The sequence below is a fragment of the Franconibacter pulveris genome (assembly GCF_056780215.1).
Genome location: NZ_CM165555.1, coordinates 2,451,828 through 2,466,358 on the forward strand (window position 1 = coordinate 2,451,828; position 14,531 = coordinate 2,466,358).

10 protein-coding genes are annotated in these 14,531 nt (G+C 61.3%); 7 read left to right on the plus strand and 3 right to left on the minus strand.

Annotated elements, in window-relative coordinates; all coding sequences use genetic code 11:
- Positions 1–252: 252 nt before the first annotated feature.
- The 4 genes from ACU4F7_RS11595 to ACU4F7_RS11610 all read left to right on the plus strand — a co-directional run bounded on the left by ACU4F7_RS11595 (position 253) and on the right by ACU4F7_RS11610 (position 8,382).
- Positions 253–1,626 (plus strand): SrfA family protein, encoded by a 1,374-nt coding sequence (locus ACU4F7_RS11595; protein WP_481636946.1) that lies wholly within the window; start codon positions 253–255, stop codon positions 1,624–1,626.
- Between the two features lie 4 nt (positions 1,627–1,630).
- Complete coding sequence (locus tag ACU4F7_RS11600; RefSeq protein ID WP_481636947.1) at positions 1,631–4,618, plus strand: virulence factor SrfB; 2,988 nt, start codon at positions 1,631–1,633, stop codon at positions 4,616–4,618.
- Entirely contained in the window at positions 4,615–6,774 is a 2,160-nt protein-coding gene (locus tag ACU4F7_RS11605) for a virulence factor SrfC family protein (RefSeq protein ID WP_481636948.1), read from the plus strand. The genes ACU4F7_RS11600 and ACU4F7_RS11605 overlap by 4 nt, the downstream gene beginning before the upstream one ends.
- A 144-nt stretch (positions 6,775–6,918) precedes the next feature.
- Positions 6,919–8,382: an aldehyde dehydrogenase gene (locus ACU4F7_RS11610; protein WP_481636949.1), complete on the plus strand. Its 1,464-nt coding sequence runs from the start codon at positions 6,919–6,921 to the stop codon at positions 8,380–8,382.
- A 152-nt stretch (positions 8,383–8,534) separates the two neighbouring features.
- Here ACU4F7_RS11610 and copM read toward each other — a convergent pair whose 3' ends face one another.
- Both copM and ACU4F7_RS11620 read right to left on the minus strand, forming a co-directional pair.
- The gene (copM, locus tag ACU4F7_RS11615) at positions 8,535–8,885 is read right to left on the minus strand and encodes a CopM family metallochaperone (protein ID WP_481636950.1); all 351 of its coding nucleotides are present in this window, start codon (positions 8,883–8,885) and stop codon (positions 8,535–8,537) included.
- 266 nt (positions 8,886–9,151) lie between these two features.
- Positions 9,152–9,928 carry an alpha/beta fold hydrolase gene (locus ACU4F7_RS11620; protein ID WP_481636951.1) on the minus strand — a complete coding sequence of 259 codons (777 nt, stop codon included), beginning with the start codon at positions 9,926–9,928 and terminating at the stop codon, positions 9,152–9,154.
- A 191-nt stretch (positions 9,929–10,119) separates the two neighbouring features.
- Here ACU4F7_RS11620 and ACU4F7_RS11625 point away from each other — a divergent pair, with 191 nt between their 5' ends.
- Complete coding sequence (locus tag ACU4F7_RS11625; protein WP_481636952.1) at positions 10,120–10,635, plus strand: anti-virulence regulator CigR family protein; 516 nt, start codon at positions 10,120–10,122, stop codon at positions 10,633–10,635.
- Between the two features lie 48 nt (positions 10,636–10,683).
- Here ACU4F7_RS11625 and ACU4F7_RS11630 read toward each other — a convergent pair whose 3' ends face one another.
- On the minus strand, positions 10,684–11,754 hold the full coding sequence (locus ACU4F7_RS11630) for a sugar phosphate isomerase/epimerase family protein (protein ID WP_481636953.1): 1,071 nt from the start codon (positions 11,752–11,754) through the stop codon (positions 10,684–10,686).
- Between the two features lie 232 nt (positions 11,755–11,986).
- On the opposite strand from ACU4F7_RS11630, the gene ACU4F7_RS11635 reads away from it, so the two are divergent.
- Both ACU4F7_RS11635 and ACU4F7_RS11640 read left to right on the plus strand, forming a co-directional pair.
- Entirely contained in the window at positions 11,987–13,522 is a 1,536-nt protein-coding gene (locus ACU4F7_RS11635; protein WP_029591664.1) for a methyl-accepting chemotaxis protein, read from the plus strand.
- A gap of 121 nt (positions 13,523–13,643) precedes the next feature.
- Positions 13,644–14,465 (plus strand): GNAT family N-acetyltransferase, encoded by an 822-nt coding sequence (locus tag ACU4F7_RS11640; protein WP_481636954.1) that lies wholly within the window; start codon positions 13,644–13,646, stop codon positions 14,463–14,465.
- Positions 14,466–14,531 lie beyond the last annotated feature (66 nt).

Consider the following 14,531-nt stretch of genomic DNA (forward strand, 5'->3'; position numbering starts at 1 on the left):
GGCAAATAACAAAAAACTGGCTGGTTATGCATTTTCAGTCGTTTTCGCTCAATACCCCGCCAGTTCCAGCCTGAAACTTCGCAACTCGCCATTATCCTCTTTACCGCCAGGCGCTTGCGCCACAAGTCAAGAAAATTCCTAAGGTTCAATAGCCCGAGAATTCGCCCCTTTTCGCTTTTCTTTTACCGTTTGCTTGCGCTTGCCCCTGGTAAAGTGGAGCGGTGAAAAAAGTTTTTCTGCAGAGAGTGTGACGTGGCAAAAATTCTATTGCGCAGCGGTTTTCTGGATGACTTCCAGGGCGTTGGCGAAAACGGCCAGGCGGTGTTTGACTCCGCGCTGCAAATCCGTGAAACCCTGCGCCTTCGCAAACAGCCGCTGGAGGCGTGTCTCGCCATCCCCCAGCTTAACGACGACGGCGACCGGGTAGACTGGTATGCGCCGGTAACAGGCGAGGTGATGAGCTGGGCGGCGGCGGACGAAGAGGAACGCCGTCGCGCCCGGCGCTTGCTGGAGAGCGCCGTCGCCAGCGCCCGCGCGCTGAGCCAGCGCTGCCTGCAATCGGAAAAAACCGCGCAGCAGTTATTCGGCGCGCTGCTCGCCAAAGCCTTGCAGTTTCCGGCCGCGAACCACATTTACCTGGTCGACGGCAAGCCAGTCATCACCTTCTGGGGCTTTGTGAACCTTAACCAGAGCGTGCGCGACGATGTGCTCGACTGCCTGGCGGAAGAAGAACGCGAGCCGGAAATCGTGATGTTGCCAGAGGAACCGGAAGACGAGCCGGAACCGGCCCGCATCGTGTTAAGCGAGCCGGATGCGCCGCTGCTGGCTGTCGCCCCTGCGCCCGTAGCGCCGCAACCCGCTCCCGCTGCGCCCTTTATCGCGGAACCTGCCGCCGCTGAACCCGCGCCGGTGGCCGCTGCCGCCCCTGCGCCGGTTCGCCAACGCCGCACGTTGTGGCTGCTGCCGCTTGCCGCCGCCGTGGCGCTGGCCATCGGCGCGCCTGCAGGCTGGAAACTGCTGCATACCGATAGCGCCGTGAAACCTGCGGTGTCCGTCGCCGATATCAAAGCCGTGGAGATCGCGCCTGCGCCGTTGCAGACCGCAGACGCGCCAGCGCCCGTAAAAGCGGCGCAAACGCCAGCGCCGGTTCAGCCGCAGCCCACCGCCGCGCTGCCGCTTGCGCAAGCGCAAATCACGCCGCCAGAGGAGGCGCCAAAGCCTGAGGCCGCGCCCGCCGAGCCGCCGAAAGCGCTGATGGTGATGGACCCAGGCCAGGTGAAAGCTGGTTCAACCCGTTTTCTGAATGGCGTATGGCGCGTTACCGTCGATGTCAACGATCCGGTGACCGGCAAACCGCCCGCCCTGCGCTATGAACTTAACGATAATAAAGGCACGGTGCGCATTACCCGCGGCGGCGTAAGCTGTCGCGCCGAGCTTTACGCCGGGCTGCACCAGTCCGGCACGCTGATGATCAAAAGCCGGGGCAACGCCCGCTGCAGCGACGGCACCCGCTATCCGGTGCCGGAAGTGGCCTGTAAAGCAGGCGAGCGCGATGTAGCCCAGTGCACGGGCCGTTACGATGAGAAGACCGTGCTGCCCCTGACGTTTAAGAAAGTGAGCGCCTGATCCTATGCTGGCAAACCTGTGTGATTACAAACAGAGCGTCACCCTGATTGAAAACAGCGGTGTGCAGTTTTTAGATTTTGGCGTAACGCCTGTGGATGCGCCGCACGGCGGACGCTTCGTGCGTAAAACCGCCAACGGCCCGCTGCTGCGCCTGGATTACGACAGCGCGGGCGGCAAATTTACCCTGCCCTCGCCGAACGGCGGTCAGCCTGAGGTGGTGCGCCCGGAAAGCACCCTGGCGCTTAGCCAGTCGCTGGCGGCGCTGGACGGTGTCTGGCTGCCGCTGCCGGTGCTGCGCTTCAACCCGCCGCGCACCTTTGTGCAGGGGCCGGATAACTGGGCGCGAATGCAGGTCCGCCGCCTCGAAACGCCCGACAGCGCAGGCCATACGCACCGCGTGACGCTGGCTTTCGATACGCAAATCCAGAGCGACGAAAGCCAACAGGGACAGCTTGCGCCGGTGGCAAACGACGTGCGCAACGGCACCCGTTTCGCCCTCGCCTGGCGCGATGACGAAGTGGCCGACTTTCTCGACCAGACCTGGGTTGACGGCTGGCTGCGCGAAACCTTTACCCAGTACGCCACCTTGCACGACGCGCGCAGCGAAGAGGCGCTGGCCCGCGCCATGAAAGGCTTTGAGTATCAGGGCCACTGGCTGAATCTGCTGACCATGCTTGGCGAGCAGATAAGCGTGCCGGAGCTGAAAATCGTTACCGCCACCCTTAATGCCCCGGCCGTGCCGGTGGATTTAATTCTGGACGTTGGCAACACGCACACCTGCGGCGTCATTATCGAAGATCACGGCGAGGCGAACGACGGTCTGCGCCAGACGATGGAGTTGCAGGTACGTTCGCTCAGCGAACCGCAATACCTTAACGAACCGATGTTCACCAGCCGCCTGTCGTTTGCCGAAGCGCGTTTTGGCAAACAGCACTTCTCCGTGGAAAGCGGCCGCGACGACGCCTTTACCTGGCCCTCTATCGTGCGCGTGGGCGATGAAGCGCGAAAACTGGCGATGCAGCGCCTCGGCACCGACGGCAGCAGCGGCATCTCCAGCCCGCGCCGCTATCTGTGGGATGAAACCCCCGCCTCGCAGGCCTGGCGCTTTAACCTGCTGACGCCGAAAACGCAGCGCGAGCCGCTCGCCACGGCGTTCCCGCTGATGAACCTGATGAACGACGAAGGCCAGCCGCTGTGGGAGCTGCCAGCGGACGAGCGCTTGCCGGTCTTTTCGCCGCAGTACAGCCGCAGTTCGCTGATGACCCATATGCTCTGCGAGCTGCTCTCTCAGGCGCTGTGCCAGATCAACAGCGTGGCGAGCCGTCTGCGCATGGGTAACGCCCATTCGCCGCGCCAGCTGCGCACGCTTATCCTCACCCTCCCCTCGGCGATGCCGAAACAGGAGCGCGAGATATTCCGCCGCCGCATGCAGGAGGCCATCGCGCTGGTCTGGAAAGCGCTCGGCTGGCATCCGCAGGATGATGATTTCACCTCCGCGAAAGGCCAGCAGAAGAGCCTTGTGCCCGCGCCGCTGGTGCAGATGGACTGGGACGAGGCGAGTTGCGGCCAGCTGGTCTGGCTCTACAACGAGGCGATGGTGCGCTTCAACGGCCAGACCGAGCGCTTTTTCGCAAGCTTCGCCCGCCCGGACCGCGAAACCCCGCCCAGAGAACAGCCGGGCCGCCAGCTTCGCGTCGCCTCGATAGACATCGGCGGCGGCACTACCGACATGGCGATTACCGACTACCGGCTTGACGACGGCGTTGGCAGCAACGTCAAAATCGCGCCCGAGCTACTGTTTCGCGAAGGGTTTAAGGTAGCGGGCGACGACCTGCTGCTGGATATCATTCAGCGCTGCGTGCTGCCCGCCCTGCAGGAGAGCCTGCAAAAGGCGGGCGCGCCGGATGCGGTGACGCTGATGGCCACCCTGTTCGGCGACTCCGGCCGCATGGATACGCAGGCGATTTTGCGCCAGCAAACCGCGCTGCAGCTGCTGATGCCGGTGGGCCACGCCATTTTGCAGGCCTGGCAGGAGAGCGATGTTAACGATCCGCTCGCGGGGCTGCACGCCACGCTTGGCGAACTGCTGACCCGCAAGCCGACCGCCAACGTGCTGAACTATCTGCACCAGGCCATTGGCCACGCGTTGCCGGGCGACGCCGCGGCGTTCACGGTGCTGGACGTGCCCTTGCAGGTCCGCTTCAGCGAGCTGCAGGAGGCGATGCTGGGCGGCAAATTCAGCCTCTGCGCGCCGCTACATGCGCTTTGCGAAGCTATCACCCACTATGCCTGCGACGTCTTACTGGTCACTGGCCGCCCGGGCTGCCTGCCGGGCGTGCAAGCGCTTGTCCGCCACCTTCAGCCGGTGCCGGTCAACCGCATTGTCTGGCTGGATAATTACGAAGTGCACGAATGGTATCCGTTCAGCCAGCATGGCCGCGTGGGCAACCCGAAAGCCACCGCCGCCGTCGGCGCGATGCTCTGCGCGCTGGCGCTGGATTTACGCCTGCCGCGCTTTAACTTCAAGGCGGCGGATATCGGCGCCTATTCCACCGTGCGCTACCTTGGCGTGCTCGACAGCGTGGCGAACCTGCTTAGCGACGAAAATGTCTGGTACAGCGAGATAGACCTGGATAACCCCGGCGAGAAGCTCGACGCCCGCCTGCACTTCCCGCTGCGCGGCAACGTCACGCTCGGCTTCCGCCAGCTCGACAACGTGCGCTGGCCCGCTACGCCGCTCTATACCCTGTCGGTGAACGCGCCGGAGCTGGCGAAAGCGATAGCCGGCGACGGCGTGCTTAACGTTCGCCTGCAGCTTGCAGGCGGCGGTAAAAACCGCGCGCCGGAAGCCTTCAGCCTGGCGGAAGCCTGGCTTTCCGACGGCACGCGGGTGCCCACCGAACAGCTTACTTTCAAACTCAATACGCTGGCTGACCGCCGCAGCAGCGGCAGCCACTACTGGATAGACAGCGGGAGCGTTTATTTAAAATGAGTCGCCAGAACCTCACTTCACGCACCCTGAGCGCCCTGACCGACTGGGTTGAGCGCACCCGCGAGCGCGCGCCGCTGCTGGATGACGAAGCCGATGCTCTGCTGGCGCGGCTGCAACAGCTCGAGAGCAAGGCCAACGCCATTTCGAACCTCAGCGACGCCCCGCGCACGCTGGGGCTTTACGGCTACTCCGGCGCGGGCAAAGCGTTTTTACTCTCAACGCTCGCCAGCAGCCAGCCGGAGCGACTGAACGTCGCGCCCGGTGGCAAGCATCTCGATTACCTTGCGCATATCAACCCGGGCAACAGCGCCACGGCGATGGCGGTCCGCTTTACCCGCGATGAGGGCGACTTGCCGGATCGTTTTGCGCTGCGGTTGCGCCTGTTAAGCGAAAGCGAACTGGTGCAGATTTTTATCGCTCACTACTACGCCAACGGCGCGGTGCGCACGCTGACGGACGCCCAGATTCAACAGCGCCTGGCCCCGCTGCGAGCGCTTTGCCAGCCGCAGGCGCACCCGGTCGTGCATGCTGATGATGTCGCCGCCCTGGCTGACTTCTGGCGCGAGACGACGCCGAAACGCCAGCAGAGCCTGACAGAGGCGAGCTGGCATCAGCTGGCGACGCTGCTTCCGGCGCTCACGCTTAACGAACGCGTGCGCGTTTATGCCCTGCTGTGGGGAGAAAACCAGGAGCTGACCCAGCAGTGGCTGGCCCTGGCGCAGGCGCTGGAGCAGCTTGGCAACGCGCCAGAGGTCGCCGCGCCGCTGAGCCTGCTGGTGGATGCGTTCTCCCTGCCTGCGGAAGGATTTTTGCTGCCGGGCGGCGCCCCGGATGAGCGCGTACAGGTCTGCCCGCTTGAGACGAACGGCCAACAGCCTGCGCTAAGCGTACCGGTCGCCACGCTCGCCCTGCTGACCCGCGAGCTGGTCTTGCCGCTGGTGGACGCCACGCAGCCGCACGATACCGATCTGCTTGATATTCCCGGCGCCCAGCCGGACCACAGCCTTGCGTCCTGCAAAACGCGGTGGCTGCTTACCTGTTACCGTCAGCGCCAGCAGCCGGACGTGCTGCTGGTGTGCAACGCCGCCCCTGAGCGCGCCGCGATTATTCCCGCCGCCCGCGCCCTTCGTCGCTGGGTGGACGACACGCAGCCGCAAACGCAAACGCAGACGCAGACGCAGCCGAATCTGGTCTGGGCGATAACGCCTTTCGACGCCCGTTTCCAGGGCGGTGAGCACCTTGATGAAGGGGTGCAGCGGCTGCTCGGCAAACCCGGCGCCCGCTGGGGCGCATTGCAGGCGCTGGACGCCCGCAACGTGCAGCGCCTCGTCGAGTGGCTTGCCGCAGCGCTTGACGATGAGAACCGCCAGGCGCGCCATGCGGCGCTGGAAACGGCGCTAACGACCGCTGCGCAGGCGCTGTTTCAGCGTTATCTCGGGACAGAAAGCGGCGAAGAAGCCCGCAGCCGCGCGGAGCAGGAAGTGCGCGCGCTGCAGCGTCAGGCTTCGCGCCACGGCGATGTGCTGGAAGCACTGCTGCCTGCCGGGCGCGCGCAAAGCGCTGATGACGATACGCCGCCCGGCATTATCGAAACCACGCAGGCGATTTTTAGCGAAAGCATTGATCTCTTTGGCGAGGAAACCGCGAGCGCGCCGGCGCCTGATCGCCAGGTGAGTAAAAGCGAGCAAAACCCGCATCGCCGTTGGGTGAATCATGTGCGCCACTGGGCGCAGCAGCCGGAAAACGCGGCGGCGCTGGGTCTGGAGCCGGCAACCTTGCGCTGGCTTGGCGAAACGCTGGCTGTCGCCAGCTACCGGCTGAAGCTTGACGAGCAGCTCGATGCGCTGGCAAACGATGAAGCGCAGCGCCAGGCCGCGCTGGCGAATTTCATTAGCTGGCTTGGCTACGCCGAAACGCCGCTGGCGCAGCGCCCCGCAAGCCGCATTAATAAAGGCGCGGCGATTTTCGCCCCGGTCGCCAGCAGCCGACAGCGCTTGACCCGGCTGGCGGACCAGCCGGTGCATGCCGCCACGCGCTACGTTTACGACTGGCTGGTGGCGCTCTATGCGCTTGCCTGCGACAACATCGGCTATCGCCACCCGCTGGACGTCAACGACCGCGATCGTCAGGCCCTCGCGGACCTCTTCGCGAAGTAAAAACCGCAGGCCGGTTCGCAAAACGTGAGCCGGCCGCAACCTCGATAAAATAGCGTGCGATATCCGCCCCGCCGCTGGTTTTTCCGCTTCCTCCCTTTACACTCTCAGCACTGTTTTACATTTTCATAACAACTGAGGTGTCTGATGGCTGCTGCTCCTTTTACTCCCGCCCTGCTTATTAACGGCGAACGCCGCGCCGCCGCGGGCGGGCGCACGTTTACCCGGCTGAATCCGCTGGACGAACAAACGGCGACCCTGGCGCCAGCCGCCGCGTCGGAGGATGCGCTGGCGGCAGTGGACGCGGCCGCGCAGGCGTTTGCGCGCTGGCGTGACACCGGCCCGGGCGTTCGCCGGGCGCTGCTGCTGAAGGCGGCTGAGCGGCTTGAAGCGCAGGAGTCGCAGTTCGTCGCCGCTATGGCGGCGGAAACCGGGGCGTCGGCTCAGTGGGCGGGGTTCAACGTGCATCTTGCCGCAGGCCTGCTGCGCGAAGCGGCGGCGCTCACTACGCAAATTACAGGCGAAGTGATCCCCTCCGACGTGCCGGGCAGCCTCGCCATGGCGGTGCGCCAGCCAGCGGGCGTGGTTTTTGGCATGGCGCCCTGGAACGCGCCGATAATTCTTGGCGTGCGCGCCATCGCCACGCCGCTCGCCTGCGGCAACACCGTTATCCTTAAAGGCAGCGAACTCTCCCCGGCGACGCACGGGCTTATTATTGAGGCGCTGCATGAGGCGGGCTTTCCGCCCGGTGTGGTCAATTTCATTACCAGCGCGCCGGAAGAGGCGGCGGCGGTGGTAGAAGCCGTTATCGCTCACCCGGCCGTGCGCCGCGTCAACTTTACCGGCTCGACGCGGGTCGGCCGGATCATCGCTGAAACCTGCGCCCGCCACCTCAAGCCGGTGGTGCTGGAACTAGGCGGCAAAGCGCCGTTGCTGGTGCTGGACGACGCCGATATAACGCTCGCCGTTAACTGCGCCGCTTTTGGCGCATTCGCCAACTCCGGGCAGATCTGCATGTCCACCGAACGTATTGTGGTGGATGCTCGCATAGCCGACGCGTTTGCGGCACAGTTTGCGGCGAAAGCGGCATCGTTGCCCTGCGGCGACCCGCGCAACGGGCCTGCCGTCCTTGGCTCAGTGGTGGACAGGCAGACGGTATCGCGCTGCAACGCGCTGATTGACGATGCGCTGGCGAAAGGTGCGGTGCTGCTGGCAGGCGGCAAAGCGGAAACGACGCTGATGCCCGCGACGGTGCTGGATAACGTCACGTCGGAGATGCGCATTTACCATGAAGAGTCGTTCGGACCGGTAAAAGCCATCGTTCGCGTTCGCGATGAAGAAGAAGCGATAGGCGTGGCTAACGACAGCGAGTTTGGCCTTTCCAGCGCCGTCTTTAGCCAGGATACCGCGCGCGCCTGGCGAGTAGCGCAGCGACTGCAAAGCGGCATTTGTCATATTAACGGGCCAACGGTGCATGACGAGGCGCAGATGCCTTTTGGCGGCGTAAAAGATTCCGGCTACGGACATTTTGGCGGCCTGGCGGGGGTACGGGAGTTCACCGAATTGCGCTGGATAACGATGCAAACCGCGCCGCGCCCTTTACCCTTCTGACGCAACCCCGAAACTGGCGGTTATATCCCACATCATCATGTTCCCGGCCGCCGTCCCCCTGAAAGGACGCGCGGCGGCGGCCGGGAAGCGAAACGGTTTACAGAAACCGCGCCAGCACGGGTCACCGTCTGTAAGTAAAAAAGCCAGGACTGTTATTTTTTCAGCCAGGTTTCGAGATGTTCTATCTCCGCTTTCTGCGCTTTGATAATATCCTGCGCCATTTTTTTCATTTCAGGGTCTTTACCGTATTTGAGTTCCGTCTCGGCCATGGCTATCGCGCCTTTATGGTGCTCTAGCATCGCCCTGGCAAACATTTTATCCGCATCGGATTCCTTCATCGCGTTCATCATGTCGCTATGCATTTTTTGCATTGCCGCCATATTTTCTTTTGAGGCGGCTGACATATTGATGTCATGCGTCATGGGTGAGTTCGGATGCTGAGCCATTACGGCGGCTGGCATGGCCAGTAACAACAAGGTCAGAATGAGTGGCGGCTTTTGCATGTTCATCACCTCGGGATAATGAGTTACTTTTTAACGTTTCCTGGGCCGATTTATAAACCTGATCAAGGTTGCCTGAAAAAACAGCGTCGGCGCATTACCGGGACCCTGTCAAAAAGGTTTACTGTAAGGTCGCGCTTGCCCTGACTCTGTCATCAACAACGTTCCTGTTATGCTCTCTTTTTCTGCGGGATCGGCATTTTTATAATGTAGTTGATAACTTCGCTTTCCCGCGTAGTGTGCCGCTCGCAAGCGATAGCCATCCTGCGCTACGGCTGACAAAACCTCTGTAGCGCTTTTGCCAGCGCCGACGGGTTTTCCCATGACATCGAGTGCCCGGCTGCAGGAATAACCGCAGTCGACACGCCCGCGGCGGCAAGCGAGGCAAAATCGTCATCCGGCAGCGACAGCTCGCCGAAGATGAGCTGTTTCGGCTTATTGAGCGACAGAAAGGCGTGATACCAGTCAACGCTGCCACCCTTCACTAACGCGGTTGCGCCTCGCCACATCGCCCACGGCGCGTTGCTGAGCAGGCTTCCGGCCCAGGCGGCCTCTTCCTCTTCGGGCAGACGCGGATATTGCTCCATCATGCGCGGATACTCTTCATGTATGAACTGCTCTTCACTGTAAGCCGCGATAATGCGGCTGAACTGCCCGCCGCCCGTGTGGAAATTCGGCTCGGAAACCGCCAGCCCCAGCAGGCGCTCTCCCGCCTGTTGTGCTGCCTCAATGGCGATGCTGCCGCCCATGCTGTGACCATACAGCCAGAAGGCGCTCAGGTTCAGCGTCTGCGCCAGCTCCATCACCACCTGCGCCTGGTCGCCCGTGCCGTACGCGTAATGGCACGGCTTTTCGCTATAACCGCTGCCAGGCAAATCAATCAGCACAGCGCGCCGTCCGCCGAAAGCCGGGTCAATGACCACGCGCGGATAGTCATAAGATGAAGCGCAGCCCAGGCCGTGCACCATCAGCAACGGCTCGCCGTCGCCCGGGAAATCGTGATAACGAACAAAACAGTCAGCATGACGTGAATAAAAGGTTTTCATCTCTGCGCTCCTCGCTTAATTACTGATTATATATACAGGCTTAGCTATCGGAAGGCCAGCGAAGGCCTTGTTTTTGCGCGGTATCTCCAGAAAACGCAGCGGCGCAAAGAAATCCAGATTAAAGGAAATGGCACCATGCTGCCGTTGTGCTGAAATAGGCTCGAATACCCCAGAAAAGTAAGGATCACCTTATGAAAGCAAGAAAACTGGTTTCAGCAGCAGCGCTGCTGGCAGGCTGCATAGCGATGGCTTCCGCTCCGGCGCTGGCAAACCCGGGCAATGGAAATGGCAATGGCGGCGGTCACGGCAACAGCGGCAACCACGGCAACAGCGGGAACCACGGCAACAGCGGTAACCACGGTAATGACAACGACAACGGCAAAAGCGGAAAAGAAGCCGCTTCCCATGGCAAAAACTACGGCAAGCCGGATCACGTTGACGCAGATATCAGCCCGTCCCGCGCGCGCCAGCTGGCGGTGAATTATGGGCTGACAGGCTATGAGTCATTACCGCCGGGCATCGCTAAAAACCTGGCGCGCGGCAAGCCGTTGCCGCCAGGGATTGCGAAAAAAGCGGTGCCAGCCGACATGCTGCGCGACCTGCCTTATTACCCGGGTTACGAATGGCGAATGGTGGGCGATGACCTGGTGCTGATTGCGCTCAGTACCGCCGTGGTGACCGCCGTCATTAACGGCGTGTTCGATTAATTTCTTGCTTATGGACCGGGCGGGAAGCGCATGGCGCGCCCGCCCTTTTTATTTGTCGCTTTTATTGTCCAGCCCAAGTAACGCCCGGGCCGCTTCGCGCTCATGCTTCTGCACGGCGAGGTCATCAACGTTCTGCTTAGAAACGCGAATAATGTGCTCGCTAATAAATTTCGCGCCTTCGCGCGCGCCCGTTTCGCCCTCTTTCAGGCAGCATTCCCACTCAAGCGTCGCCCAACCCGGGTAGTCGTACTGCGCAAGCTTGCTGAAGATCCCTTTGAAATTGACATGTCCATCCCCCAAAGAGCGAAAACGCCCCGGCCGTTGCGGCCAGTTCTGGTAACCGCCATAGACGCCGCTTTGGGCTGAGGGATTAAACTCCGCATCTTTGACGTGAAAAGCGCGAATACGCGAGTGCCAGCTATCGATAAAGCCGAGGTAATCCATATGCTGCAACAGCATATGGCTTGGGTCGTAGAGAATGTTGCAGCGCGGGTGGTGGTTCACCAGCTCAAGAAAGCGGCCAAAGGTCACGCCATCGTGCAGGTCTTCACCTGGATGCAGCTCAAAGCAGAGATCGACGCCCGCCTCGTCAAAACTATCAAGGATGGGTCGCCATCGCGCCGCCAGCTCGGTGAACGCCTCTTCAAACATCACTTCATTGTGCGGCGGCCAGGGATAAAAGAAAGGCCAGGCGAGCGACCCGGAAAAGGTAGCGTGTGCTTTTAGCCCAAGGTTTTGCGAGGCTTTGGCCGCTTTTTTCAGCACGCTGACCGCCCATTGCTGACGCGCATGGCTGTCCAGCCGCAGCGAAGAAGGGGCAAAACCGGTAAACGCGCGCTCATAGGCCGGGTGGACCGCCACCAGTTGTCCCTGCAAATGCGTGGAAAGCTCGCTTATCTGCACGCCCAGATTGCGTAACGTTTCGCGAACCTGCGCGCAATAGTCCGCGCTTTCCGCCGCCTTGTTCAAATCGAAGATATGCGGCAGATGGGTGGGCAACTGCACCGCTTTATAGCCCAACCCCGCCGCCCAGGCGGCCATGCTCTCCAGCGCGTTAAAGGGCGGCCGTTCGCTAATGAATTGGGAGAGAAAAATTGAGGGACCCTGCAGCGTTTTCATCTTCCTGCCTCCTGTTGCGCCATGCCTGAGGCTTAAGAATAGCCTGGCGTCGCGCGGCAGGCTGAAGGGCAACCTATAAATTTCGTTAACCTGTTGTTTTACTGACGCTCTGGCATTTTACAACGTATTTGTTGTTTTAAATTAAATTCATTGCCGTTTATGCCGATAACGCTCTTAACGCCAGCACGGCGCTGGCGGCGTTTCCGTGTACTCTCCCCGGTAAGGACCTTACATGTCAGTCAGACGTTTTTCGTTTATTGTTTTTAGCGCGTTAGTCATTATTTTTCTTGCCAGTACCCTGTCCAACCTCCATTCACTTATTCGCAGCAACCAGTCGCTCGACAGCGTGAACAAAGAGATTCGGGTGGTGCTTTCCGTCATCGACCCAATCAACCACAGCCGCACGCTGCGCGTGCGTGCCATGGAAGCGATGCGTAGCCAGGCGGTGGGCGAGTCGCAACAAGCCCGGCAATCTTTAGAAAGTGCACGTGAAGTTTTAGGCAAAGCTGACGGCGCTTTTAACAAATATCTCTCTGCGCCCAAGCAAGCTGGCGAAGCGACGCTCGTAGAGACGTATCGCCGCAACTGGCAGACTTACCGCGATCAGGGGCTGCGTCCGCTGCTGGACGCGGTAGCGCGCAACGACAACGCCAGTTACGTTCAGCTGGTGACCGACACGTTGCCGCAGCTGGACCGCCAGTTTGAGGTTTCCCTCGACCAGCTTCTGACGTTCCGTGAAGATTATGCCCGCAAGCAGAATGAAGACGTACAGGCGGGCTTCGTTTCCGGCCTGATGTTGATAGGCTTCTTCTCGCTGTTGTTCCTCGCGCTGATCGCCGTGATTTTTGCCTTGCTGAAACGCCGCGTGCTGAAGCCGCTGGATGCCGCCCGCGCCCACTGCCTCGAAATGGCGGCAGGCGATCTGCATACCCCGGTGCTCTCGAAGACCACAGATGAAATCGGCGAAATGCTGCGCGCGCTGGAAAACATGCGCCTGTCGCTGACGGAGATAATTGGCCAGGTGCGCGAATCGAGCCAGACCGTGGCGTTCGCCTCCGAAGAGATTGCCGCCGGCAACACCGATCTTTCCGCACGCACCGAGGAGCAGGCCGCTTCCCTTGGTGAAACGGCGGCCAGCATGGAGCAGTTAACCGCAACCGTGAAGCAGACCTCGAGCAACGCCCACGAGGCGAACAGCCTCGCCGGCACCATGCGCAACGCGGCGCAGGAAGGTAACGCCATTGTCGAAGAGGTTATCTCCTCAATGGGCAAAATCGAATCCAGCGCCGGTAAGATTGAAAACATCATCGGCATTATTGAAGACATCGCCTTCCAGACCAACATTCTGGCGCTTAACGCCGCGGTGGAAGCGGCGCGCGCGGGCGAGCAGGGTCGCGGTTTCGCCGTTGTGGCAAGCGAAGTGCGCAACCTGGCCCAGCGCTCGTCGGTCGCGGCGAAGGAAATTAAAGAGCTTATTGAGCTGTCGGGCGAACAGGTAAACCAGGGCAGCACGCTGGTAAGCCGCGCTGGCGAGAGCATGAAAGGCATCATCAATTCCATTAAGCATGTTTCAGAGCTGATGTCGGAAATTGCGCTTTCTACCAGCGAGCAGAGCCGTGGTATTGAGCAGATTAACCTGGCGGTAGCGCAGATGGATTCGGTCACGCAGCAAAACGCCGCGCTGGTGGAAGAAGCTTCCGCCGCCGCGCATTCCCTTAAGGAGCAGTCGCAACTGCTGAACACGTCGGTCGCGGTGTTTAAGCTTTAACAACCCAGGCGGACAGGCATGGCCTGTCCGCGCTTCCCCACCTGATTTCAGGGGCTTACCCCGCCTTTCCTTACGTTGTTCCCATGCTATGATGCCCCTTCCCGCCGCGAAAGGAGCCACCATGACCCTTCAGAAATTGCGCGTTTCTGACGCCACCCATTTCAACAGCCATGAGCTTGCGACGATTCTCAACCGCTGCTTTGAAGGCTATCTTGTCCCGTTTACGCTGGAGGGCGAGATGTTCGCCTCGCGCTTCGCCGCTGAATCGCTGTCGCTTGCCGACAGCCGCATCTGGCTTGCGGACGAAACGCCCGTGGCGCTGGCGCTGATTACGCGTCGCGGCTGGCGCTCCCGCCTGGCAGTGTTCGCTATTCGTCCGCAATGGCGCGGCAACGGTTACGGCAAGGCGATGATGCAGAGCCTGCTTGCTGAGGCGCGTGCGCGCGGCGATAACGAGATGATTGTCGAGGTTATCAAGGGCAACGACGCGGCGCAGCGGCTGTATGAAAGCGTGGGCTTTACCAGGGAGTATCGCCTGCGTTCTTTCACAAGCGTTGGCGCGGCTGAACAAACGGCAAGCCTTACGCTACAGCCGTTCGACCCGGAAAGGGTCGCCGGAATGATAATGGGGGAGCCGCACGCCCTGCCCTGGCTTATTCATCCGCTGACCGCGCTGGCGCTGCCCGGCGTAGGCGTGGCGCTGGAAAATAGCGCGTTCGCCATTGTGAATACGCTTTTCAGAGAGCCGCAGCTGCGGGCGTTGTATGTTACGCCTGAGGCGCGCGGTCAGGGCTATGCTTCGCGCCTGCTGGCGCAGCTTGCCGCCGCTTTTCCCGGCATTATCGCCCCCTGTGCGGTGCCGGACGAGCTCAGCGGCCTGTTTGAGCGCAACGGCTGGCGGGAGCAAAATATCCAGCAGTATCAGCTGCGCCAGACGTTGTAGGCCAGCGTTATCATCAGGTGGAACTGGCGGGTGGCGCTGCGCTACCCGCCCTGTAGAACCGGGCTT